Here is a 23,090-nt window from a genome sequence, read left to right as displayed (position 1 = left end):
ATTCGCCTATCTAGCGAATCTCCATGGCCTACAGACGATTGCCTGTAGGCCATGGGCTATCGCTAGTTCCTAGCAATCAGCTCCTCGTATGTGAGGTATTCATCCCCCTGGACGCCGACAAGGGGAATCCAGTTGGCGCGAGTCCCTGGCTTTCCGGGCTTGTGGATGGTCAGGAATCCGAAGTTATCCACCTCGTTGGAGATGGAGAGCCAATCCTTCACGGAATTGGAGTCCTCAAGGTCGAGGTCCGGGAAGTCGTCAGCGTCTTCGGCCGGAACCTGGGAGGCCAGGTACTCAGCACAGACGCGCATGAGCCTCGGAACCGACTCGTCCGTGAATACAACGACGTCCGCCCCGTCTACGGCAGGCCATTCGATGCACCCTATGAACATGTGTGCCCTTTCCAGATTTGCCCTCCTAGCAAATCTCCAATGCCTACCTGCGAGAGGCAGGCAAAGGGCTATTGCTAGACCTCGTGGAACTTCTCCCAGTGATCGAACTTCCGATCTCCGGGGAAGGGGTCGTTAGCGCTCCAGTGCATGGAATCGCTCCAGGCGTGTACCTGACAGTGATCCGTCCGACTGATGCGGGCCCCATCGGTGTACTGACTACGTTCCCCGATCTTCTTTCCGCCCTCATAAATCTCCCAGTAGCCCCACTGGCTAAAGGGAGGTTGACGGATTTCTAGGGTCATGACGTCAGCTCCAGGAGCTTTTCGGCCCCCACCTTCTTCTCTAGCTGCTCATACAGAGCGCATGAGGTCCCGTGCTCGCGGTGATACCTGATGTGTTCCTTGCGGATGTGCGTGCGCATGGTCCAGACCGTGGGGAAATCGTGCTCGGCCGGCAGACGCTCTTTGATCCACTCGGAGAGTTCCGAGCCGAGATCATCGCACTCCCGAAGGGACTCCATGTAGATCTCCGTGGAGTGGTCGGGAAGGCTCATGCCGCGCATAGTCGCGCAGTACGAACATGCCATTGTGTGTCCTCCCTTTGGCCGGTGTGCCCTCCGGCGTAGGGTGGCCTGTGAACAGACCAGGCAACCCACGGAATGACTCCCGCGGGCTCCCCTACCGGTTCACAATTCGTTGGCCGCTTGAATGGCTGCCCTCGTACCGAATGGGTCGCTCCCCTTGGGGATCCTCGCCACGCATTCCCCTAGATACCGGTTGCCCGGCTCCAGCATCAGAATCGCGTGCTCCTGGAATTCCCTTCGGAGTATCCCGAGGAATCCCGCTGCGCTTCCGACGGTCTCAAAGAGGATGTCTATCGTGGGACCGTCCATGTTGACGATGGTCCCCTTATGACCTCCCCCCAGAACACGCCTGATCTGCTCCAGCGGTGCCAGCTCTGCCATTGGTGTGTGCCCCTTTCTGAGTCTGTAGTGAACAGACCAAAGGGCCTACAAGCCGTAGCTTGCAGACCCTTTTATTGGTTCACCAACTTTTATGTCCTGGTCCCGCAACGGGGCAGTACCCAAGGTTGCGGTATGAACGGTCATATAAAATGAAGTGCTTGGCAAAGTCTGCCTCGGTCTCCAGAGTGGCGTTACACCCAGTACAGGGCTTCCCGAAAGGGATCCTTTCGAGGTCTGCTCTGCATTCATCCGAGATGAGATCCCACTTCGTGACCTTGTCCACCATTCGTATGCTCCCTCTGTCTGATAGGTAGGTGACCTATCAGGGCCGACCCACAAACCCGGACGCTTGTGGGTTCGCCTGACTGAGTCACATGAGCTGAACGTTTTCCATGACCCTGCTCTGGTACTCCTTAATGGCGTTGGTCGCGTTGTCCGCGTAGTAGCCGTGATCCCATTCCTTCCCCGCGTATCCCCTAGCGTCCAAATAGCAGACGACAAAGGGATTCTGCGGGTGATCACGCCAGAGCAGGAGGAGATACCTTTCCTCCTTACCTCCCGGCTTGTGCAGGCGTAGCGCGTAGAACACGGTTGCCTTGCCGGTAAGGATCTCGATCTCGTCGCCCTGCATGATGTCGGGCAATTCCATCGCCACTCCCTTGTGTGCCTGATAGCTCCGGTGAACTATCAGGGTTGGCCTATGGACAACCGCCCATAGGCTCACCTGATTGACTCACCTCTGGACTAGCCTGGGGCGTGGCCTAAGTCCTCGAATGTGCGGCCTGCGCAGCTCGGCCGCCGCCTCCATGACCCTGCTTAGGAAGGCGAATCCGCTCGGGTACCCCCGAGTCAATAGCCACTCCTCTAGGAATGGTTCGATCGTCTTCCACATCATGGCCTGAATGTCTCTCGACCCCTTGACGGTATGGCTACGGTCCGGGTTCTTCCCGTCCCGCTCCATGTCCTCAATAACCGAGAGCATCGCTTGCAGTTCAATGAGGACTTGGTCTATCGCCCTGGGGGCCGCCGATGATTCCTCAAACCAAGCTTTCGCTATTTCGTGAGGTTCCATCTCCGCCTTCTCCCTTGTGTGCTTGCCTGTTGGTGAACAGACAGGGACGGCACACCTACGATGAGGTGTGCTCGCCTGATTGACTCACCTGCTGCGGACAGCGAAGTTATTTCGCTCGGCCTTCTCGTGAAATATCCTCCGCGCCTGCTCCTCCGTGTAGATCTGGACCGTAGGACGGCACGTTTCTCCCTGGCGCCATTCCTTGTGGCCCAGGTAGGCGACGTGATGATTTAGCCCGCTGGAGTACCTGTCCTTTAAGAGCAACAGGTATTGCTCAGGCTCGGCCAGCCTTGCGGATCCTGGCTTGTGAGCCCAGTCGAGGACTTCAAAGTCTCCGATGCGGAATTCCAGGACATCCCCGATGTTGATCTGGGGCATATCCCCTTTACGGAGGTCGCCTCCGTACCTCATGTGTGCTCCCTTCGTGTGTCTGAGTGAACAGACAGAGGCGGCCTAGGGAGGTGAAGCCCTAGGCTCGTCTGTTTGCTTCACTTCTCCAGCTTCATTTCCGTGACTTCGCGGAGAACGGTCGTCTCGTAAGACCTGGCCTTGAACGTCTGTTGGTCCAAGTAGGTGATGTTCTTGTTCGCCCACTTGAGCATGGCCTCATCGCCTTTGGCGATCACCGCATCAGGTATGTCTAGTTCAACATCCCTGTTGATGATCCCGATAAGGCCACCAACCATCATCTTGACGGTTGCCATGTGTGCTCCCTTCAGATAGTCCAGGTGAACTACCAAGAGCGGCCTACCTCTTCTCCTAGAGATAGGCTCGCTTGGCTGACTCACCAATCACACGTACCCGAAGGAGTTGAGTAAGTCATCCGCGTATCGGTCCGTCTTTTCCGTGATCTGTTCGACGGTGGACTGACAACGCGCGTCCCATTCGGCGGAGTTTTCCTGTGTTACAGAACTGATGGCCTCCAGAAGTCCGTCATACCTTCCGGCTTCTTCAAACCATCGGCCTTTGTCGTAGGTGTCCCCCGACTTTTCGGCCTTCTGTTGCCAATACATCCAGTTCTGACGTGTCTCTACCAGCCGCTTCACGGCAGGCATGAGCAAGTCATACGACAGAACCATGTGAACCCCTTTGGTGTGCTCCCTCTTAGTAGTCCTGGTGAACTACTAGGCCGATGCCTATAGACCAGTGGCCTACAGGCATCCCTAGCTGACTCACCTTCCGTCAAGCCATATGACGACTCCGATGGATCCCGCCATGAGTACGGCTATGACGATTAGGCCGATGGTTGCGAGCATCCTTGTCCTCCCTTCGGTCTAGGCAGACCGGAGGGCCCACAGCTCACGCTGTGGACCGACCTACCGGCCTAGGCCCTACTCGCCCAGTGCAGTCACGCCTACCTCCCACATAGCGATGGAGCCGCTAAGGGTGAGGTGAACCATCGCGTCATGTACGGCAACCACAGCTACCGCTTCCGCAGCGAACAGAACGAGCGTCACAAGGTAGTGAACGCCCTTCCGCGCGTTGTGGTAGCGCTTGAAGGCAGCGGTGATGTGTTCCATGGGATGTGCCCTTCCCGTGTTGGATTACCTGACTGTCCTGATGATGAGAACCAAAGGAAGGATCATCACCAGACAGAACGCCACATGCTCAATCCAGATCATGTGTTGTCTCCCTTCCCGAGCGTCCCTAGTGGCCTATGACAGCCATACCGCTTCACGGCTAGGGACAGAGGGTCACTTTCCCTCTAAAACCACGTTCATCGTGCATGCGCCTGGAGCGTGTTCTGTGGCGCATACAGGGCATTTGGCCTGTCCACTACCGGCCGACGCTGAAGGGCTCTCAGAAGCGCTCTCAGCGCTCTCTGAGCCCTCCTTTGCAGCCTTAGCGAGTGCCCTCATACGCTTCTGATGAGCAAGGGCCCTTTTGACGTCTCTCTGTCGCCTAGCCGTTTCCTTCACGACTAGGTCATGGCTCACAGTGAACATCTGGCCCTTACAGATGCCAGCAGCGGGATATGCCCTCACTGCCTCCACCTGGATACCGCCGTAGACCGAAGCAAGGACCCTTACCTCCACTCGACGGTTGGTGATGTTCACGTAGTGCTTGGTAGCCATAGCTACTCCTATCCCTTGTGGTTACCCAAACGGGAGTACCTAGTCAGTGAGTCTCAATCGACGGATAGCCAGCCAATCTCTCACTGTGCCTAGGTACGCCCTATTGGGTGAGGGGATAGCCAACGGTTCAACCAAAGGTCTCCCCACCGGTAACCCCCTCTAAGGGAGTTTGCACACTCACACAGAGCGGACTTACTACTCAGTGCCTCTATCAGCCTGATCATCGTTGTCAGACAGCATCCCTTTGGATGAACGAGGTTTTCAGCTCCTAGAGGCAGATCCTCTAGAAGGGGTCCGTATGACCCTTCACCGCCAAACCCTGTGCTTTGCGCCTACCGCTATGAAGTTCACAAGCAACGTGTTCCTCGGGAGGGGAAGACCCTTAGCCACCGAAGTGACCTCCCATAGGGGCGCTCCTACCGATCGGATGTCCGTCTCGGTATTGCCCTCCCGTAGTGGCGGGGGCGATTGGAGCTATTGAGTTGGTAATGCAATGCACACACTGAACTAGGCACTGAAGGGCAGGAATGGCTGATGCTAACTCGCGTTCAACTCGTTACCAACTAGTGACATAAAAGTCAGACTTCAAGGCAGGAAAAGGGACAGAACAGGCACAACTCAAGATCTACCGTACGGCCTACGCTTCAATGTGTCCACATAGTGAGACAGTCAGTAAGTACATACTTGCGCAGCTCAGCATGGGTGGCCCTGCTGGCAGGCAGGGTAGGACTGTCGGCCGTTTGCCTCTATATGCCCACATCTGCCCTGATATGCCCAGATTCGTACCATGTTGGGGCGCTTGTACCCCTACATGCACACAAGGGCTCTACCTGCACAAACGGTATAGTCTGCGGTATACAGCACATGGGGTCATCTGATGTCTCTACCTCGTTTCGAGGTAGGCTCCGCCCGTTTCGTACCGATTCGTACCCGTTTGACCCCAGGGGTTTTAAGCCGGCCACCCTCCACCCCCTACTATCTCCTGTCAAATTTTTTTTACATCGCGCTACGGTCTGTATATGCATATGGCCTCCATATGAGCTATCCGACTACTCTAGGTTCACGTTATGGGATCGTTATCAATGGGCATAGCGATATGGCCTCCGAGGCGGACCTATATAGGTAGGTACGAACGTAGTGAGGCACCGGAGGTGCCGAACGGAGTGAGTACCTACTACACCCGCCCTTGAGGGGCGGGTTCATATCTACTGGCCAACCCTTCAAGGGGTTGGCCTTCTGTATGTAGATAGGTCTTATATATATAGGTACAAGTATGGGAGAGGTATCAGTTCTTGGCCAAGGGAGCCTTCTAGCTAGTGGGTAGGCGCGCTAGCGTCTATTCAACCGAGGAGGCCAAGCGTCGTATCGTTGATGCCCTCCGTAGAGGGTTGACGGTTAAGGATGCGTGCCAAGAGGCTGATAGGTCTGTCACCTCCTACAACCAGTACCGCTCTAGGGACTCGTCCTTCAAGGAGCAGTGTGACCTTGCTAGGTCTGGTCGAGGTGCGGAGTCTGATGAGGAGATCCGTCAGAAGCGCGCCGGCGCTTTCGAGGACTTCCGTGCCAAGTACCTCGGTATGGAGACCTTCACTCATCAGCTCCAGTGGATTGACCTTATTGAAGGTCGAGAGCCCAGAGATTTGCATCCGGCCATCAAGTATGAGCCTGGCTCCCGGCAACACATCCTGATCAACTGTCCGCCTGAGCACAGCAAGACCATGACTCTCTCAGTGGACTATGTGACGTATCGGATCTGCAAGGACCCTAATGTTCGTATCCTCCTGGTCTCCAAGACACAGGAGATGTCCAAGCAGTTCGTCTATGCGGTGAAGCAGCGCCTAACCCATCCGCGGTACTCAAGGCTTCAAGCGGACTTCGCTCCTGTCGATGGCTTCAAGGGCCCCGGAACCGTGTGGCAGTCCACTCAGGTGTATCTAGGCAGTGAGTCTAGGGACTCCTCCGAGAAGGACCCTACGTTGGCTTGCCTGGGCATCGGTGGCCAGATCTATGGCGCCAGAGCTGATCTCATCCTCTTAGATGACTGCATCGTTCTGTCGAACGCCAACCAGTTCGAGAGCCAGATCCGCTGGGTTCAGCAGGAGGTGTTGACCCGCCTCGGCCCTGCGGGTCGGTTGATCGTGGCGGGTACACGGGTGGACTCCGTCGACTTCTATCGAGAGCTACGGAACCCAGACAGGTACCCCGACGGCAAGTCTCCGTGGACCTACCTCGCTCAACCGGCCGTGCTCCAGTACGCCGACGATCCAGCGGACTGGGTGACCCTCTGGCCCCGCTCTAACGTGCCCTGGATCGGGGCGGAGGACGCTCCCGACGCCGCCGGCCTGTACCCCCGGTGGGACGGCAAGAGGCTGTATGCGCGGCGCGGCATCCTGGACCCCCGCACCTGGAGCATGGTCTACCAGCAGCAGGACGTCTCAGAGGCCAGCATTTTCACGGCTACAGCCATCCGGGCCTGTGTCAACGGCAACCGGACAGTGGGGCTCCTGAAGAAGGAGAACAAGTACCACAGGGACCAGGGCATGGATGGTCTGTACGTGATCGCCAGTATGGACCCGGCTATGGCTGGTGAGACTGCCACGGTCATCTATGGCGTGGATGTGAAGACTCAGATGCGATACGTGCTCGATGCCCACCGCATGCCTAACCCGTCCCCTCAGCAGATCAAGGACCTGATCCGAGGTTGGACCGAGAAGTATAGCCCTAATACATGGGTGATTGAGAAGAACGCCTTCCAACTGTACTTGACGCGAGATGAAGAGATCAGAAGCTACTTAGCGAATCGGGGTGTGACCATGCAAGAGCACTACACTGGCTCCAACAAGCTGGATCCCGACTTCGGTGTGGCCAGTATTGCCCCTCTGTTCTCTACTCAGATGATCGAGCTTCCTTCGTCTCACAACTCCGAAGGCATCAAGGCTCTGATTGAGCAATTGATTACCTGGCAGCCTGGCATCAAGGGCAAGGACCTCAAGATGGACTTGCCTATGGCTCTCTGGTTTGCAGAGCTGAAGGCCAGGAATCTGGTTGAGCAGCACACGATGAAGTCGAACACTCATCACCGGTCGCGGTATACGCCTCGGTATCGACTGCGTAGGCAAGCGACTCTGTATCTTGATGACCTCATGGAAGACCAGTGGGGGTAGGGGATATGGACATCCTTACCTGCCCTATCTGCAAGTGGACTGTTGCCGTAGCAGGCAATCTACGCTTGTCCGAGGAAGCCAGGTCGGCTGCTCGGAGAATCCTTGATCTGCACTTTGATACGCATGTTGAGGAGTTCAGGGAGGAACTTGAGGAACACCTTTGCTGACTGCTGCTGAGATCGGCTACCGGTGGCGTGAGATCCGCCAGAGGTATGCTGAGCGGGATCAGAACATGGCCGATATCAAGGCCATCCGTGCAGGTAACCTGCATGAGGTAGCCCCTGACATGTTCAGCGATGACGTCCCTAAGGCCATCATCGCTAACCACATTGACATTGCCGCGAGGGATACAGCGGAGATGCTTGCTCCCCTGCCGGCCTTCAACTGCTCTGCCGCTACTGCAACCAGTGATGCCGCTCGGAAGTTCGCGGACAAGAAGACCAAGGGTGTAGCTCACTACCTAGAGGTATCCAGCGTTCAGGCTCAGATGTATACGGCTGCCGACTACTACGTGTCCTTTGGGCTTATGCCTGCCATCCTTGAGCCAGACTTTGAAGCCAAGGTGCCAAGGATCTCGTTCATTAGCCCCGAGGGCTGCTATCCAGAGTTTGACCGATGGGGGCGGCTTGTCTCTCTCACTCGGTGTATCCGTAAGACCTGCATGGAGCTGTGCTCCCTGTATCCAGATCTGACGTATCAGATCTGCGGTGAGTACTTGAACCCCAATAGCAATGCCTTGCTTGAGGTCATCATGTACCACGACAAGGACCAGTGGCGAGTACTCATTCCCGAGAGGGAGAACCTTCAGCTCAACTACATGCCGAACTTCTTGGACGAGCCATGCGTGGTGGTGGCTCAGAGGCCAGGCGTTACCGATGTGGCCCGAGGTCAATACGATGACGTGATCTGGATCCAGCTAGCCAAGAACCGGTTCTCGATGATGGGCATGGAAGCCGCGGAGCGTTCGGTGGAGGCTCCTATCGCGGTCCCTATGGATGTCCAGGAGTTCTCTGTTGGGCCTGGAGCTACCATCCGTACCAACTCGCCTGAGAAGGTCAGGGTTGTAGGACAGGAGTTCTCACCTGCCGCCTTCCAGGAGAGTCAGCTTCTTTCGATGGAGCTGCGTACCGGTGCCCGCTATCCCGAGACTCGTACAGGGAACATGGATGCCTCTATCGTTACCGGTCAAGGCGTAAGGGCTCTTGAAGGCGGCTTCAATGCGAGCATTCAGGCGGCTCAGGAGATTTTCCGGAAGACCTTCAAGGACATCGTTCGTATTGCCCTGAAGATGGATGAGAAGCTTTGGGGTGATCATGAGCGGGATATCCGTGGCCAGGCAGATGGAGTCCCCTACTCCATCCGTTGGAAGCCCAGCCGGGATGTCAACGGCGATTACACCTGTGATGTCACCTACGGCTTCGCCATGGGGTTGGATCCCAACCGGGCCCTTGTGGCTCTCCTCCAGATGCGAGGTGACCGCCTCATCTCTCGGGACTTCACCAGGCGGCAGTTTCCCTTCGGGATCAATGTCAGCGAGGAAGAGACCCGCATCGAGGTCGAGGAGTTGCGGTCCGCCCTGCTCCAGTCCATCGCGGCCCTGGCTCAGACCATCCCCATGCTTGCCCAATCGGGCATGGATCCCTCCCAGGTGCTTGGCCAGCTCGGCGAGGTCATCAAGCGTCGTCAGAAGGGCACGGCTCTTGAGGACGCTGTGACCGCTGCGTTCGCGCCTCCCGAGGCTCCAGAAGGTACGGCCCCCCAAGGATCCTCCTCAGATCCTCTAGCCGCTCTCCTAGGTGGAGGACCTGCGGGCGGCGGTGGCGGGGGCCTACCTCCTGGTGTCGCGGAGGGGCAGGCAACCATGGGGCCCGGTGGAAGGCCAGACATCATGGCCATGCTCGCTGGACTCAATAGCGGTGGAGCGCCTACCAACACAGTCAACGTTAAGAGGTCACTACCTGCATGACGCTTCAGAAGGAGACTAACTAGATGTATACCCCTAAGCCTGTTCCCTCTCTGCCTGGCAAGGGCAAGGGTGGTGAGTCTATGGCCAGCTCTACCCGTGCTCCTAAGCATCAGGGCGGACCTCCGGCCAAGGACTCCACTCCTGTTCAGTCGGAGCTGCGTTGCCATGCCATCAATGCTGGTGCTGGCACTCGGGGTTCCACTGGCAAGGTGAACTCTGTTCCGCCTCGGTGCGGTTCTTCTACCTACTAGGAAACACAAGGAGCTGAGTGGGCCAGTACGACGACGAGGACGAGCTTGAGCCTCTACCGGCTATCCGGTGGTCATGGATGACCATCCCTATCCTTGGGGCTGTAGTCGTCTCAGGTGTCCTGGAGGCGTTGACCGATGGCGTGACCCATCTCGGTTCAGCCATGGCGTCCCACAGCAATTGGCGTCGTGAGCAAGCGGCGTTCCAGGATCAGGCCCGTACGGCTATCGAGAGGATCACCTCTGCCTAGCGGAGGCTACCGGGAGCCGAGCAACCCCGCGCCGGCCTCTGGTCCTGGTCGTCTCTCCCGTCGTACGGACGGCGGGCCGGCTCAGTCCATGCGGCAGCTCGGCGACGCGGCTTACGGCGAACAGGCGGCGTTCCAGGAGGCTCAGGCTGGGGCGCCCATGGCCATGGACAACCTTGCTGCCGGTGGGCCTGGCGCTGCTCCTGGCGCTCCTGTGGAGGTGACTCCGTTCGGTGCTGCCTCCTCCCGTCCGGGGGAGCCTGTGACGGCTGGCGCTCCTGTCGGGGCTGGCGTCGGCCTGGAGGCGTTGGGACTCACCACGCCTGACGAGCTGCTACGGCAGGACAAGCAGACGCTCTCCACTTACCTCCCTGTCCTTGAGTTCTTGGCCAACCAGCCCAACGCGATGCCTTCTCTGAGAACGATCGTCCGTCAGATCAAGGCTGCGGTGAACGCCTGATGGAGTGGTGGCAGCGTCTGGGTATCGCTGGCGCGGCCCTCCGCGATTCCTGGTCGTCATTCTGGGATGTGGCTAATGGCGTCTTCGGTGAGGACGACAAGACCTTTGAAGAGGTTCTTCGTACTGCTGCCCGTGTCCCTGTTGGTCTAGGTAACGCGGCTTTCCAGACTGTCGCTTCCCCTGTTCAGGGGATCGCCGAAGGCTTGAGCTGGGCAGAGGATAAGGCCACTTACCCGTTGCGTGCTGCCCAGGGAGTCATCAATCTTTCGCAGTCTCCTACGTGGGCCAAGCAGCAGGGCTACGGTCCCCCTACTGAGGGGGTCGGCCCCTTCCCCGATGTGTACGGCCAGGCGCTTCTAGACCCTGCTACCTATTCCAAGGGTTGGGATCTAGCCGCCAATACCTCCATCGGTCAGGGTGGGTGGATGGGCGGTTCGCCGGTTGGCGGAGGTGCCCTTTCTGTCTTCAGTGGAGCCTTAGGGACGCGAGCTGATGTCCTTGACGATCGGCAGGTAGCTGAGCTTAAGAACGACACTCTGTTTAATGTGGTCACTGGTCTTACCGATGCTGCCGCTACCTGGTATCTGGATCCAGTAACCAAGGTCGCTCGTGTTGGCGAGGCTGCTCAGAATGTGTCCAAGATTTACGGCATGGGTTCCCATGCTGCTGACCCTTGGCTAGAGCGTCAGCTATTTCAGCGGACCAAGCTAGGGGTCAAGGAGACCGACCCGGATGTGTTCGCCCATAGCGATAGGGTGAATGAGTTTCTGGCGTGGGCCTCGGGTAAGAGTGCGCGTCAGATCATTGAGCATCCGATGATTGCCCAGATGAGCAAGAAGGACGATGCCGCGGGCATCCTTGCGGGACTACTTGATGAGCAGGATGTGGATACCGCTCGCCTGGTTATTGCGCATGGCTTCGGCTCTCTGACTGCTCGCCAGGCGTTAGCGGAGAGGGCCGATGGTCTGGCGCGTCGAATCCAGAGTGTCAATAATCTGTCCAATCGGCCATTGGCTCTTGCGATCGTCAACAAGTCGCAGACTGGCCAGTGGTTGCCTCCGTCTCCGGTGCAGAGTGGAATTCCGAAGGGAACCCCTCCGCTGGCGCTGGCTAACGTCAAGGCTGCCGCCCGCCTGACGAGGAAGCAGCAGGCAACCGTTCCGGCCTGGACTACGAGCAAGGTCGTTCAGGGTGTCCTTGGCGGACTGTCCAAGGCTCAGATTGAGAAGGACCCTAAGACGCTCGGGTTTATCACTAGCGCTATCGGCAGTCGTGATGACGCTGGTGGCATCTGGGGTGACATGGTTTTCCGAGTCCCCCGCATGAGCGATTCCCGTAAGGCTGATAGGGCGATTGCCTACCAGGAGGGCTCGTTCTCTAAATGGTCTGAGAACTTCATTCCTGGCAAGGCGTTTGATTATGGGACGCGGGTTGTCACCTATCCGGGTTTCAAGCTGGCTCATGGCTTCACCGATAAGAGGCCGCCCACATGGTTTGATGTGAACCGTAAGGATACGTCCCCGGCGCTCCATGCGTATATGCGTCATGCAGGCGTCTTCGATGAGGCCCAGATAAACGGCCGTATGAATGAGTACCTGACCGCCATGGATATGGGGCAGCGTACCGAGGTCATCCGCAAGACGGAGAAGGAAGCCCTCATCAAGCTGGGCATGAGATATGGGCTTAGTAAGAAGCAAGCCCTTCTCATCGCCGAGGAGGGTATTGGTCGCCGCAACAAGCTTATTGCCAAGATTAAGAGCGGTGAAGCCGAGGGCGATCAGGTCTATGGGGTGTATGACGAGGACGGCAACTTCGTTAAGTGGGCTCTCTTTGAGACACAGGAGGTCAACTCCGTCCCGCTGAAGGACCTCAAGGCGTATGAGCGCATCTTTGAGAAGCACGGCGACACCTTGAGGACGATGGGTCTCGGTGACAAGTCGAGTGGGAAGCAGTTCCTTGAAGATGCCTTTGAGGTCTTCAATGGCGTGTGGTCCGCCACCAACCTGCTTCGTGTCGGCTACACCGTCCGGAACCTGACGGATGACACTCTGCGGGCCTTGGCCTCTCTCGGCGCGATGGGCGTCGTGGGAAATCTCGGTGCCGGCTTCCGTGCGGGCCTGCGTGCCAACGCGGCCATTCGCCTGGACAACGCCTATGTCAGGTCTCAGGCGGCAGGGTCGAACGCGGCGGTACGGCTGACGGCTCGGCTCCTGGACGCTGATCCTGTCGAGACTCGGCGGATGCTGGCGGAGTCCTACGACCAGATGGGGCGGGACCTCGGGAGCGTCGTCACACAGTCGGCCCTGGGGTTCAACTATCGAGGCCATGCCTACCGGGCCCCGTACGACGGCAGAGCCGAGACCTATCAATATGTGGTCGGCTCGTCCTTCAACAACATCACCAACACAGCAGCCGACATCCTGGCCAACCTTCGGCGCCATCACGCTCAGTGGGATGTGGTCACGCCCGACATGGTGACCCACATGGACTCATGGGTTCATGCCATCCACAACCAGATCGGCAAGTCGGAGCTAGGCCGCAAGTTCCTGGAGGGCATGTCGGGGGATGAGGTTCTTCGTTGGCTGACGCGGACGAAGGACGGTAGAGCTGTACTGTCCCGGCTAGGCCGCAAGGACAAGCACAATCCGCGGGAAGCTGCCTGGGCTAAGAAGTCCTCTGAAGAGATTGAGGAGCTTGTAGGCAGGGCTCAGGCGGTTGTCGACAATTACGTGCCCATGCTCAACAACCTGCCTGACCCTCTCATGCTTCGCCGCTTGGCCCTGGAGGGAAAGGTCACTCGGGATGTCCTGGAGGACCTGTTTCCCGATCAAGCGGTCAGGCCCACAGTGCATGGTCCTACTGTGGATTTGAATCTGTCTCAAGGTTCTGTGTACGACAAGATCGAGGCAATCACTAACTTCGGCTTTAAGTGGCTTGGTCAGGTTCCCACTGACAAGCTGGTGCGGCATCCGGTCTTTCGACGGCTCTACATCAATAACGTCAAGCGGTATCACAACGTATCCGAGACTCAACTAGCCGATCCCGCCAAGGTGGCGGAGCTGCAGAAGCTTGGCCGCGTTACCGCTGATGGTAAGTGGACGAGCGATCACCTTCGGCAGGTAGAGCACATCGCTAGGGAGCGATCCCTTAAGCAGATCAATGAGTTACTGTATGACGGCAGCACCAAGTCCGATATTGCTCACAAGCTGAGGTTTGTCTCTGCTTTCTTTTCGGCATGGGAAGACAGCTTGACCAAGTGGGCGCGTATCGCTATGGACAAGCCTCAGACGTTGATTCAGGGAGCCAAGCTCTGGAATGCTCCCAACGAGATGAACCTTGGTGCCACGGAGGACGAGGCGGGCAACATTGTCCCTCGGTTCACTGTGAAGACGAAGGATGATAAGGGCGAGTGGGTTAAGGATCCTGGCTCCTGGAATCCTCTGGATTGGAACAGGGAAGCCAAGATTGAGGTACGCCTACCCGAGGAGTTCGCTAAGCGCATTCCGGGTTTTGAGGGTGGCTCTTTCGAGATCTCCAAGCCTTCCATGAACCTTGTTCTTCAGGGTGACCCGTGGTGGCTTCCTGGTGCTGGGCCTCTTGTGCAGTACGGAGTGGGTCAGTTCGCTGACCACTATCCGACGACTCTTCCTGAGGTCTACAAGTGGGCTATCCCGTTCGGTAGCGAAGACAACTTCGTCTATGGGTTGCTACCGGCCTGGATGAGACGCTTGTGGGATTCGGGTGAGTCCATCAGTGATGGCTCTCGGGCTACTGCATTTGCCAGTATCGCTCAATCGGAGATCATGAGGGCGAAGCTTGGTAAGCGGACTATGCCTTCAGAGGAAGCGTTCTTCAAGGAGATTGAGGATCGCACGGACGCCTACTTCAAGCTGCGTGCCTTCACGAGCTTCATTGCCCCCTTCTCGGTGCAGTACAAGTCGCCATATCAGTTCTACATTGATCGCCTTCAGGGCTTGCGGGCACAGGAGAAGCCTGGCGATGAGATGAGTGCCGATGAGCGATTCTTGGCTAGCTACGGCAATGACTTCTATATCTTCACCATGTCGATGTCTAAGAATGCGACGGGTCTGCCGGCCAGCCGTGAGGCGTGGGACAAGAGTCAGAAGGTTAAGGAGCTGATTGCCAAGGATCCGGATCTAGCGAGTATCTACGTCGGGCAGATCAACAATCCCGAGTTCGATCAGTACGTCTATGACGCGCAGAAGCGGCAGAAGCTTGGGCCTGGTTCCAAGGAGACGGCACGTCAGGAACGCTCCCCTAAGGAAGCGCTTGATGAAGCCGAAGTCAAACAGGGCTTCCGCGAGTTCGGACAGTATATGGATGTGCTAGACGGGATGCTGCCGTACAAGGATATCCCGCTCGACTTCATTGACTTCGCCCGCAAGAAGCTCGCCATGCGAGTCGCCGAGAGATATCCGAAATGGGCCGAGGAGTATTACAAGACGGATCCGAACAAGGTACCGGCGACGATTGAGAAGCTTCAAACCTACCTTGTTCAGAACCCTAGGGAACTCCTGAAGCCCGAGATGCAAACTCTGGCCATGTATCTAAGGGACAGGGAGACCATGTTAGGCGTCCTGGATGAACTGAAGAAGCAAGGGCTTCCTCATACGCTCCAGGCGGAGGCAAACAGGGATCTAGCTGTGGCTTGGAAGAGTACCCAGGAGCAATACGCCGAGAGGAATACCGTCTTCTCGCGAATCTTCTGGAGGTACCTGAGCAATGACCGACTGCAACGCCGAGTAGGAGAAGAGGAGGAGTAATGGCCTGGTGGGACTCTAACGACCCTGAGTTTAAGCGTTTCCTCGGGATCCTCTTCGGCCCTGCGTGGGCCCTCAGCTCCGGCAAGGGCCTGACTACCGGTGAGGTCGAACGGAAGCAGTGGGAGGCGACACAGGCTCTCCTGAACGGTGAGGCGAAGTTCAAGGAGAACCCTCACCTCACGGAGACACGGAAGATCCTTGCTGAGCAGGAGGCGTCTGGCCTGGGCACTCCCACTCCCGCGGCTTCCCCCTCCCCCTCACCCTCTCCTACGTCGCCCAGCTCGACGACAGCGCCGAAGAGGCCGGCGGATCCGGCCGCCGAGGTGCGTGGCCTCCTGGACGACTACAAGGCGCAGCTCGGTACTACGGCCGCCACCAAGGATCCGTACTCCCTGACGGCTCAGTCCCCTGTGTGGGAGGGGCGGAGCAAGGGAGGCAGAGTGATCCGGGATCCCGACTCTCCCAACCGTCAGCGTGAAGTGACCAAGCCCAGCGACCTGACGCGCAGCATTGCTGAGGTCCAGATGGACCCCTATCGCTGGGATGCGGGACAGGCCAAGCGGATGGCTGAGCTGATGGAGAACGCTGGCTTCGACACCAAGGGCGGCAGCGTCGACCAAATGGCGTCCATCTGGTCTGGCCTGACTCAGACCGCTGCTCGCTTCTGGATGGTCGGTAAGCGGGTGAGTCCCTTGGACATCCTGAAGCGGACCGCTGACGGTACTCAGGCGGCAGCGCCCAAGACTACGACCTCCACTCAGACCACGGTCAGCGTCACCAACGCTTTGACAGCCGAGCAGCTTGCACAGGCAGCGCTTTCGCAGAGGCTAGGCCGTAAGGCGACTGATGTGGAGGTGGAGGAGTTCAAGCGGGAACTGCTTGCGGCCGAGAACAAGAATCCGACCACGACGACCACGACGACCACCACGGATGGCAAGGGCAACTCATCGTCCAGCTCCAAGGTGAAGCAGGGTTTGAACGCTTCCGACTTTGCGGTGGACTGGTCGCTGGGCCATAACAAGGAAGAGGCGGCTGCGTATCAGACGGCGGGCATCATGGTGCCGTGGCTTTTCGAGGCCCTTAAGGCTCCGGTCTAATGCCGTGGCCTCCTAGCGGATACATTGAGCCGAGTGTTGACCTCGGCACTCAGTTGGCCTCTCCTGTTACTCCTGGCCTTGAGAGTCCTGTGCAGGATCCTGCGGCGATCTCGTATAACCCTTCCTCGGGAGTGGTGGCGCCTGGCGTCAATGCGATGTGGGAGCCGGACTTTTCCGCCCTGCCGGATCCGAAGGAAGACAACATTAAGATCCCTACGACCGGTAAGACGAGAGAGCTTGTCATTCAGTACGCCCTAGAGAAGCTGGGCAGGAAATACGTGTGGGGTGGCGAGTCCGATGCTGAAGGCGGGTTCGACTGTTCAGGGCTTTTGTTCTACGCCTTCCATAAGGCGGGCGTAGATATGCCTCGCGTTTCCTATAGCCAGACTGGACGCGGGAAGAGGGTGTCCCTCGACAAGCTGGAGCCAGGCGACCTGGTTGCGTGGGACTCCAATCCGTCCATCCCTGGCGCTGACCATATCGCTCTGTACCTCGGGAACGGGGAAATCGTGGAGGCCCCTGCCACATGGGTGGTTGTCAATGGTAAGCGAGTGCGGGGCACTGTACGACGGAGGAAGCTGGGGGCTAATGAAGGTGCGTGGGGGGTGAAGCTCAGCTACTAATGCCAGCAAAGAAGCCGAAGACGCAGCAAGAATGGGCCGAGTACTACAACTGGGCGTACTCGCTTCTGAAGTCCGATAACTCTCTCTGGAAGGTTTTCCAGCAGGCCATCAAGGGTTCGTGGTCTAAGGAGAAGTTCATTGCGGAGATCCGGCGGACCTCTTGGTATCAGAAGCACAGCGAGACGTATCGTCAGACTGAAGCACTCAAGTACACCGACCCTGAGACGTGGCGCGCTCGGGTGCGCACCATCTACAACAACGTTACTCAATTGGCTGGCACGATGGGTCTCCGCCTCGGCTGGCAGACCATGTGGGATATGGCTGAGGATGCTCTCTCCTTCGGCTGGGATAACGCGAAGTTGAGGAGCATGCTGTCTCAGCATCTCAAGAACGGCAAGGGTGGGTACTACGGCGAGGCCGGCGAGGCCGAAGACCAGCTCAGGCAGTATGCCTTCCAGATGGGTGTCAGGATTGACGAGAGTGCTCTAGGTGGCTGGTTGAAGGGAATCCTCAACGGCACGAGGACCACAGAGGACTACAAGGGCTGGTTGCAGCAGCAGGCCCTATCCGCGTTCCCGACGCTCTCTGAGCAGATCAAGGGGGGCATGTCGGTTAGGGATATCGCCTCGCCCTACATGGAGGCAATGGGACGGATTCTTGAGGTTGACTCGCAAGCCCTTGACCTCTACGACCCCACCATTAGGACAGCCCTGACGAACATCAATAAGGAGAACGGCAAGGCGGAGCTTAAGCCGTTGTGGCAGTTTGAGAATGAATTGCGCAAGGACCCTAGATGGCTTAAGACGAACAACGCCAGACAGGCCATGAACTCTACCGCTCGTACCATCGGCCAGCAGTTTGGCATGGTGTTCTGATGCCGCTCATTGAGGGCTCATATGGCGGGGTTCAGGGCGGCTGGGATCCAGGCGCAAGCAGTAGTAGCGCTTCGTCCGGATCGGGACAGTACCGATTCAAGGACGGCAAGTGGTACGTCTATTCGGGCGGCAAGTGGGTTCCTTCAGCGAGCGGCCCACCTAACCAGACGGGCAGCAGCTCCAACTCCGACAAGGACAGCAACGCTAATAGGAACGCGTATGAATACCTCAAGCGCACCTTTGAGAGCTGGGGCCTAGGTACTCTGGCGCCTAAAATTCTGGAAATGGTACAGCAAGGATATGACGCAGATACCGTCATGCTGATGCTTCAGGACACCGACGAGTATAAGAAGCGGTTCGCTGGCAATGAGGCGAGGCGGAAGGCTGGCCTAGCGGTTCTGTCGCCCGCGGAGTACCTGTCTCTTGAGCGGTCCTACCGTCAGATCCTTGAGAGTAACGGCATGCCGGCCGGCTTCTATGACAGCCTGGACGACTTCACTTCCTGGATTGGACAGGATGTCTCTCCAGCCGAGATTCAGGATCGGGTACAGCTCGCAGCTAGGGCTGTGTCCAACACGGATACCGGCTACCTGGAAAGCCTCCGGGAGTATGGCCTAGGGCAAGGTGACCTGGTGGCCGCGATGCTCGACCGTTCCAGGGCCCTCCCGATCCTTCAGAAGAGGGTCAGAGAGGCTGAGATTGGCGCTGAGGCTCGCAGGCAGGGCTTGAGGCTCAGTCAGGCCAGGGCCGACTACTTCGAGTCCATGGGCGTGGACCGGTCTCAGGCTGCCTCCGCCTACCAGATGATCGGGTCTGCGCTGCCGACGCTTGAGAACCTGGGCGACATCTACGACGACTCCACATACGGACAGGCCGACCTTGAGGACGAGCTACTAGGCCGTAGTGGGATGGCCTCCGAGAGACGGAGGCGCTTGCAGTCACGGGAGACCGGATCATTCAGCGGTGAGTCTGGTCTGAACAGGTCAAGTCTCGGGGTTGGCACCCGAGGTTCATTCTAAGGAGAGTATTACTTGGGACAGCATGTCTCTTCGGTAAACAAGAAGACTGGAAACGTCACTGGTGGGGATGTCCTTGCTGGTGTCCCTACTGGCACTAACCAGCGGTTCGGTACCTTGACGCTCAACGGTGCTACACCGGTAGTTGTAGCCAACACTCTGGTTACCGCCAATAGCGCTATCTTCCTAACCAACAAAAACGTCGTGGGTACCCATGGTGATGCTTGGATCTCTGCCAGGTCGGCTGGTGTTTCCTTCAGTGTGACTGGTACTGCCGGGGATACCTCGGTACTTCAGTACCTCATCGTGGAGCCTAGTTAGAAGAGGCCCCCCACGGGGAAGTGTGGGGGGCCTTCTCTATTTGCTGCTTCTTATCTTGCCACGGTGGATGGTTGGGTAGGAGCCGTGTGCTATGCCTTTGACGAAGTGGAGCTTGAGTCGGAATCGGCGGGCCACTCTGTGGATACCGTCCTCGGATGAGTCTTGGTAGAGAGCGGCGATGATCTGGTCTCGCTGTCGCTTCTTGAGTTCACCCCAATGCATCGGCCCCGTATTCCCCTCTGTAGTTCCTGATCCAGTGCGCAGGCATCGAGTCGTCTGTACCGTCCCACTGGACTGCTTGTCCTACTGCCAGCAGGAAGGATTGCAGCCCGATCCCTTGATAGCACCAGTACTTGCCGCCGTGGCCGAGTACGCTATCGCATACCCCATGCCATTCAACGATCCTCCAGTTGAACAGCATGCGCATCACGTGAACGCAGCGGCCTGGCTCTAGCTCTTTGACATGGAAGCCGTAGTCTAGGGACTTGAGCTGTGCGCCCAGCAGTTCCGCTTCCACTAGCCATGGCTCTTGGACAGTGAGCATGGTCCTCATGCAAGTTCCTCCGGTATGACGTAAGGCTTTCCTCTCCGGTTGGCGAGGGCTATAAGAAGCTCCTCATCCCAGTGAGCGGATTGGTGCGCCACTCTCACCCCTTGCAGTTGGAGCCACCTGGAAAGGGTGTAGCGGGATATCTTCTTGTCGGCCCTAGCGTTGTACTGGTCCGTGAAGCGCTTCGGATAGAGGATGATCCATGGGTCCTCCCGCACGAGGGGAACAGTGATATCCCATCGCACCTTGCCCATGCCGCGCACTACGGTTACTCCGGTGCCGATCTGCCTATCGGCAAAGAGTCGCTTGAGCGTCTCCATGGAGAGCTTCTTGCCGGTTCTCTCTTCGTAGACCGTCAAGAGCTTTTCGTTTACTCCGTCGGTGAGCTCAAAGAATATCTGCTGTAGAAGGATTCTGTCGTGCATGCTACTCCCAGTGCCTTCGCGCTACTAGGTATATGACACCTATGACGATGGCGCCCATGAGGAATGAGCCCATGATGATGTATCCCACTTAGAAGGTGTGTAGACAGAGCGGGCAGAAGGTGACTTGCTCTGCGTTGTCCACTCCAACGGTGGACCGCTCGTTATAGGCGTCTAGTAGGTCCCCTGCGGTGACATACATGTGATGGCACTCGAAGCAGAGTCGATAGCCCCTAGCGGGCTCGTCCACTTCGCAGGAGTAGCAGTGCTGATGTCTGCACGTCTCAGAGACGACGTGGACACGGGTGTTCAGGTCGTTCAAGTAGTTCCAGTTGCACCCTGCCCCTATTGAGGGCAGGTCGTATGGAGGTCACTACCTCCAGGGGTAACGGCTGTCCGAAAACCATACACATACGGACCGCTAGGTCAACAGGGTGCAAGTCCCTGAATCCCACTCCTTACGTGATCCACCGGCCCACGTAGGCGTATATAGCCCGGTAGTAGGAGCCCCATTGTGTTTCCCCGACTGAGATGGGTGGCCTACGTTCCTAACACGAAAGATGGGAGATTTTGACCGTTATGACCGATCAGGATTGGGATCTCGACTCCCAGGAAGACAGCCAGCCCGCCGGCCCCCGTGCTCTGCGGGACGCCTACGAGCGGCAGAAGCAGGAAGCGGCCGACCTCCGCAAGCAGCTCGCCAGTCTGAACGACAAGGTGCGGCGGCAGGAGGTGTCTGAGTTGCTGACGTCCAAGGGCATCCCCAAGGACGCTATTGACCTCTTTCCCAAGGATGTCGAGGTCTCCGAGGAATCGGTTGGTCAGTGGGTTGAACGGTATGGAGGTCTCTTCACGCCTGCACAGAAGCAGGAGGCTAAGGAAGAGGATGCCCCTACCGATATGAAGGATCAGGCTCCGAAGGTGGATGAGCAGCAGTTCAAGCAGATGCAGCAGGTATCTACCGGTGGTGCTCCTGGTATCCCTCAGCAAGACCTAGAGGCCATGCTCACTAACCCGCACCTTGAGAAGGAAGTGCCCTTTGAGGTCTTCCGTGAGGCGCTGGAAAAGGGGTGGGCCAATCTCAAGTAGTCATCGTGTGCCCTACCTGAAGAAGGTAGGTTCAAAGGATATAGTTGGCTAACGCCTATACGTGGTCCGATGCTTCTAGCCTCGGTACCTCTCTCGTCCAGACTGCCCTAGACAAGTACGTCAGGTATCAGCTCCGCAGTGAACCCATCTTCCGGGCCATGGCGGACACTCGGGCGGTTGACCAGACTTTCCCGTCTGCGTCCATTGTCTTCCAGTTCTGGAATGACATCACTGATAACGTTGCGGAACTCTCCGAGACGGAAGACCCGGACGCTATCGCGGTCCCTAGTACTACGTCTATCACCGTCACTCTGAAGGAGTACGGTGCGACGATCCTCTACACCAGGCGTCTTCAGCTCATCGCCATTACCGATGTGACTGGCGGTCTGGCTGACCAGATCTCCTGGCATATGCGGGATCAGCTCGACAAGCTGGTGGCCCCTGTCCTGACGGGCGGCACTCATGTTGTCCGTGTCAACGGTGGTGTTCTGAAGTCCGACCTCAAGACGGGTGGCGCTGGTACTACCGGCGCGGTCGCCTCGGGTGATGTCTTCACTTCCGAGATTCCGCGGTTCGCTGTTGCCAAGCTCCGGGGCCTCAAGGTTCTCCCCCGGCAGGGCGAGCTGTACGCCACGTGGATTCACCCGGACGTCTCTCACGACCTCCGTAAGGAGACCGGTTCGGCCGGCTGGCGTGACCCGCACAACTTCAGCGGTCCTGAGTCCATCTGGTCGGGCATGATCGGCCAGTACGAAGGCGCGTACTACATCGAGTCTCCGCGTATGCCGGTGGCTACCGATGGCGCATCTTCGGCCAAGGTCTACCGCTCTCTTGTGATGGGCCGTGAAGCCCTTGCTGAGGCGGTTGCTGAGGAGCCGTCCGTTCGGCAGGGTCCGACCACTGACAAGCTCGGTCGCTTCACCCCTCTGGGTTGGTACGGCATGTTGGGCTGGAACCGCTTCCGCGAGGACGCCCTTATTCGCGTTGAGACCTCTAGCTCTATCGCCTAATAGGCATAGGTAGGTTGGCCCCTAGGCATATGCCTAGGGGCCTTCCTCACGGAGTACTCCTTTGGCTAATGCCCTCTATGACAAGGGTAGGGAGAAGTTCCTCACGGGCGCACTCTCCTGGACCTCTGACAACATCAAGCTCTATCTAGTCCGTGGCTATACCGCCAACCTGGCTACCCACGAGTTCCTATCGGATATCACCGGTGGTGGTGGCGGAACCATCGTGGCCACCTCAGGCAACCTGACTAGCAAGACTGCAACGTCCGGTGTCGCCGATGCTGCCGATGTCACCTACTCCGCTGTTGCTGCTGGTGCGGCATGCCAGCATCTCATCCTTGTCAAGGACACTGGTACGGCAGCCACTTCCCCTTTGATTGCGGCTATTGATACCGCTAGCGGTCTGCCTGTCACTCCCAATGGCGGAGATATCACGGTCGTATTCGACTCGGGATCTAACCGAATCTTCAAGCTGTAGGCGCTAGTGCCTGCCTCTTACAGGTCTATCAGTTTCGCCGCTGTTGACGCTGGCACTGCCACACCCTTTACGGTTAATAAGCCTAGCGGGGTGGTGGAAGGGGATATCCTGGTCGCCTTCCAGGCGATTGACTCCTCCGTCTCCCCATTCCCCACGACGACACCGTCCGGCTGGACACAGATTGTTCCTCAGACTCCGGCCGTTCAATACGTTTCGGCGGGTTCGTGGTACAAGGTTGC

General features: G+C 57.8%; 23 protein-coding genes. 11 read left to right on the top strand and 12 right to left on the bottom strand.

All coding sequences use genetic code 11. The features are described 5' to 3' along the window. Positions 1-62: 62 nt before the first annotated feature. The 10 genes from AB0C33_RS01985 to AB0C33_RS01940 form a co-directional block, all read right to left on the bottom strand. Entirely contained in the window at positions 63-392 is a 330-nt protein-coding gene (locus tag AB0C33_RS01985) for a hypothetical protein (protein WP_358282686.1), read from the bottom strand. A gap of 298 nt (positions 393-690) precedes the next feature. Continuing rightward, complete coding sequence (locus AB0C33_RS01980) at positions 691-945, bottom strand: hypothetical protein (protein ID WP_358282684.1); 255 nt, start codon at positions 943-945, stop codon at positions 691-693. A 132-nt stretch (positions 946-1,077) separates the two neighbouring features. After that, entirely contained in the window at positions 1,078-1,356 is a 279-nt protein-coding gene (locus tag AB0C33_RS01975) for a hypothetical protein (protein WP_358282682.1), read from the bottom strand. A 370-nt stretch (positions 1,357-1,726) separates the two neighbouring features. Further along, positions 1,727-2,005 carry a hypothetical protein gene (locus tag AB0C33_RS01970; protein ID WP_358282681.1) on the bottom strand — a complete coding sequence of 93 codons (279 nt, stop codon included), beginning with the start codon at positions 2,003-2,005 and terminating at the stop codon, positions 1,727-1,729. 84 nt (positions 2,006-2,089) lie between these two features. Continuing rightward, positions 2,090-2,428, bottom strand: coding sequence for a hypothetical protein (locus tag AB0C33_RS01965; protein ID WP_358282679.1), 339 nt, complete (start codon positions 2,426-2,428; stop codon positions 2,090-2,092). Between the two features lie 84 nt (positions 2,429-2,512). Further along, positions 2,513-2,839 carry a hypothetical protein gene (locus AB0C33_RS01960; RefSeq protein ID WP_358282677.1) on the bottom strand — a complete coding sequence of 109 codons (327 nt, stop codon included), beginning with the start codon at positions 2,837-2,839 and terminating at the stop codon, positions 2,513-2,515. Positions 2,840-2,916: 77 nt separating this feature from the next. Beyond that, the gene (locus AB0C33_RS01955) at positions 2,917-3,132 is read right to left on the bottom strand and encodes a hypothetical protein (RefSeq protein WP_358282675.1); all 216 of its coding nucleotides are present in this window, start codon (positions 3,130-3,132) and stop codon (positions 2,917-2,919) included. Between the two features lie 87 nt (positions 3,133-3,219). Continuing rightward, positions 3,220-3,507 (bottom strand): hypothetical protein, encoded by a 288-nt coding sequence (locus AB0C33_RS01950; RefSeq protein WP_358282673.1) that lies wholly within the window; start codon positions 3,505-3,507, stop codon positions 3,220-3,222. Positions 3,508-3,759: 252 nt separating this feature from the next. Continuing rightward, positions 3,760-3,948 (bottom strand): hypothetical protein, encoded by a 189-nt coding sequence (locus AB0C33_RS01945; RefSeq protein WP_358282671.1) that lies wholly within the window; start codon positions 3,946-3,948, stop codon positions 3,760-3,762. Positions 3,949-4,122: 174 nt separating this feature from the next. Beyond that, on the bottom strand, positions 4,123-4,503 hold the full coding sequence (locus AB0C33_RS01940; protein ID WP_358282669.1) for a hypothetical protein: 381 nt from the start codon (positions 4,501-4,503) through the stop codon (positions 4,123-4,125). Positions 4,504-5,819: 1,316 nt separating this feature from the next. Here AB0C33_RS01940 and AB0C33_RS01935 point away from each other — a divergent pair. The 8 genes from AB0C33_RS01935 (at position 5,820) to AB0C33_RS01900 (ending at position 18,987) form a co-directional block, all read left to right on the top strand. Beyond that, complete coding sequence (locus AB0C33_RS01935; protein ID WP_358282667.1) at positions 5,820-7,667, top strand: hypothetical protein; 1,848 nt, start codon at positions 5,820-5,822, stop codon at positions 7,665-7,667. Between the two features lie 160 nt (positions 7,668-7,827). Continuing rightward, positions 7,828-9,633 carry a hypothetical protein gene (locus tag AB0C33_RS01930; protein ID WP_358282665.1) on the top strand — a complete coding sequence of 602 codons (1,806 nt, stop codon included), beginning with the start codon at positions 7,828-7,830 and terminating at the stop codon, positions 9,631-9,633. A 587-nt stretch (positions 9,634-10,220) separates the two neighbouring features. Further along, positions 10,221-10,589, top strand: a complete 369-nt coding sequence (locus AB0C33_RS01925; RefSeq protein WP_358282663.1) for a hypothetical protein — start codon at positions 10,221-10,223, stop codon at positions 10,587-10,589. Then, positions 10,589-15,373 (top strand): hypothetical protein, encoded by a 4,785-nt coding sequence (locus AB0C33_RS01920; RefSeq protein ID WP_358282661.1) that lies wholly within the window; start codon positions 10,589-10,591, stop codon positions 15,371-15,373. The genes AB0C33_RS01925 and AB0C33_RS01920 overlap by 1 nt, the downstream gene beginning before the upstream one ends. After that, positions 15,373-16,470, top strand: a complete 1,098-nt coding sequence (locus AB0C33_RS01915; RefSeq protein WP_358282659.1) for a hypothetical protein — start codon at positions 15,373-15,375, stop codon at positions 16,468-16,470. The genes AB0C33_RS01920 and AB0C33_RS01915 overlap by 1 nt, the downstream gene beginning before the upstream one ends. Continuing rightward, entirely contained in the window at positions 16,470-17,093 is a 624-nt protein-coding gene (locus AB0C33_RS01910) for a C40 family peptidase (protein WP_358282657.1), read from the top strand. Before AB0C33_RS01915 ends, AB0C33_RS01910 begins: the two co-directional genes overlap by 1 nt. Continuing rightward, a complete protein-coding gene (locus AB0C33_RS01905; protein WP_358282655.1) occupies positions 17,069-17,968 on the top strand; it encodes a hypothetical protein in 900 nt (299 codons plus the stop codon). Before AB0C33_RS01910 ends, AB0C33_RS01905 begins: the two co-directional genes overlap by 25 nt. Then, complete coding sequence (locus AB0C33_RS01900) at positions 17,968-18,987, top strand: hypothetical protein (RefSeq protein WP_358282653.1); 1,020 nt, start codon at positions 17,968-17,970, stop codon at positions 18,985-18,987. Before AB0C33_RS01905 ends, AB0C33_RS01900 begins: the two co-directional genes overlap by 1 nt. A 526-nt stretch (positions 18,988-19,513) precedes the next feature. On the opposite strand, the gene AB0C33_RS01895 is transcribed toward AB0C33_RS01900, so the two are convergent. Beyond that, entirely contained in the window at positions 19,514-19,858 is a 345-nt protein-coding gene (locus tag AB0C33_RS01895) for a hypothetical protein (RefSeq protein ID WP_358282651.1), read from the bottom strand. Continuing rightward, positions 19,855-20,280, bottom strand: coding sequence for a hypothetical protein (locus tag AB0C33_RS01890; protein ID WP_358282649.1), 426 nt, complete (start codon positions 20,278-20,280; stop codon positions 19,855-19,857). The genes AB0C33_RS01895 and AB0C33_RS01890 overlap by 4 nt, the downstream gene beginning before the upstream one ends. A gap of 576 nt (positions 20,281-20,856) precedes the next feature. Between AB0C33_RS01890 and AB0C33_RS01885 the strand changes: the two genes are divergently transcribed. From AB0C33_RS01885 to AB0C33_RS01875, 3 genes are all read left to right on the top strand, one after another. After that, positions 20,857-21,366: a hypothetical protein gene (locus tag AB0C33_RS01885; protein ID WP_358282647.1), complete on the top strand. Its 510-nt coding sequence runs from the start codon at positions 20,857-20,859 to the stop codon at positions 21,364-21,366. A gap of 44 nt (positions 21,367-21,410) precedes the next feature. Next, the gene (locus tag AB0C33_RS01880; RefSeq protein WP_358282645.1) at positions 21,411-22,376 is read left to right on the top strand and encodes a N4-gp56 family major capsid protein; all 966 of its coding nucleotides are present in this window, start codon (positions 21,411-21,413) and stop codon (positions 22,374-22,376) included. 61 nt (positions 22,377-22,437) lie between these two features. Beyond that, positions 22,438-22,851, top strand: coding sequence for a hypothetical protein (locus AB0C33_RS01875; RefSeq protein WP_358282643.1), 414 nt, complete (start codon positions 22,438-22,440; stop codon positions 22,849-22,851). The last annotated feature ends 239 nt before the right edge of the window (positions 22,852-23,090 follow it).

The sequence above is a fragment of the Nonomuraea sp. NPDC048881 genome (genome assembly GCF_040649795.1).
In the GTDB taxonomy this organism is placed as follows: domain Bacteria; phylum Actinomycetota; class Actinomycetes; order Streptosporangiales; family Streptosporangiaceae; genus Nonomuraea.
The sequence above is the reverse complement of the archived record's forward strand: the minus strand, read 5'-3'. Positions and strand labels throughout refer to the sequence as shown.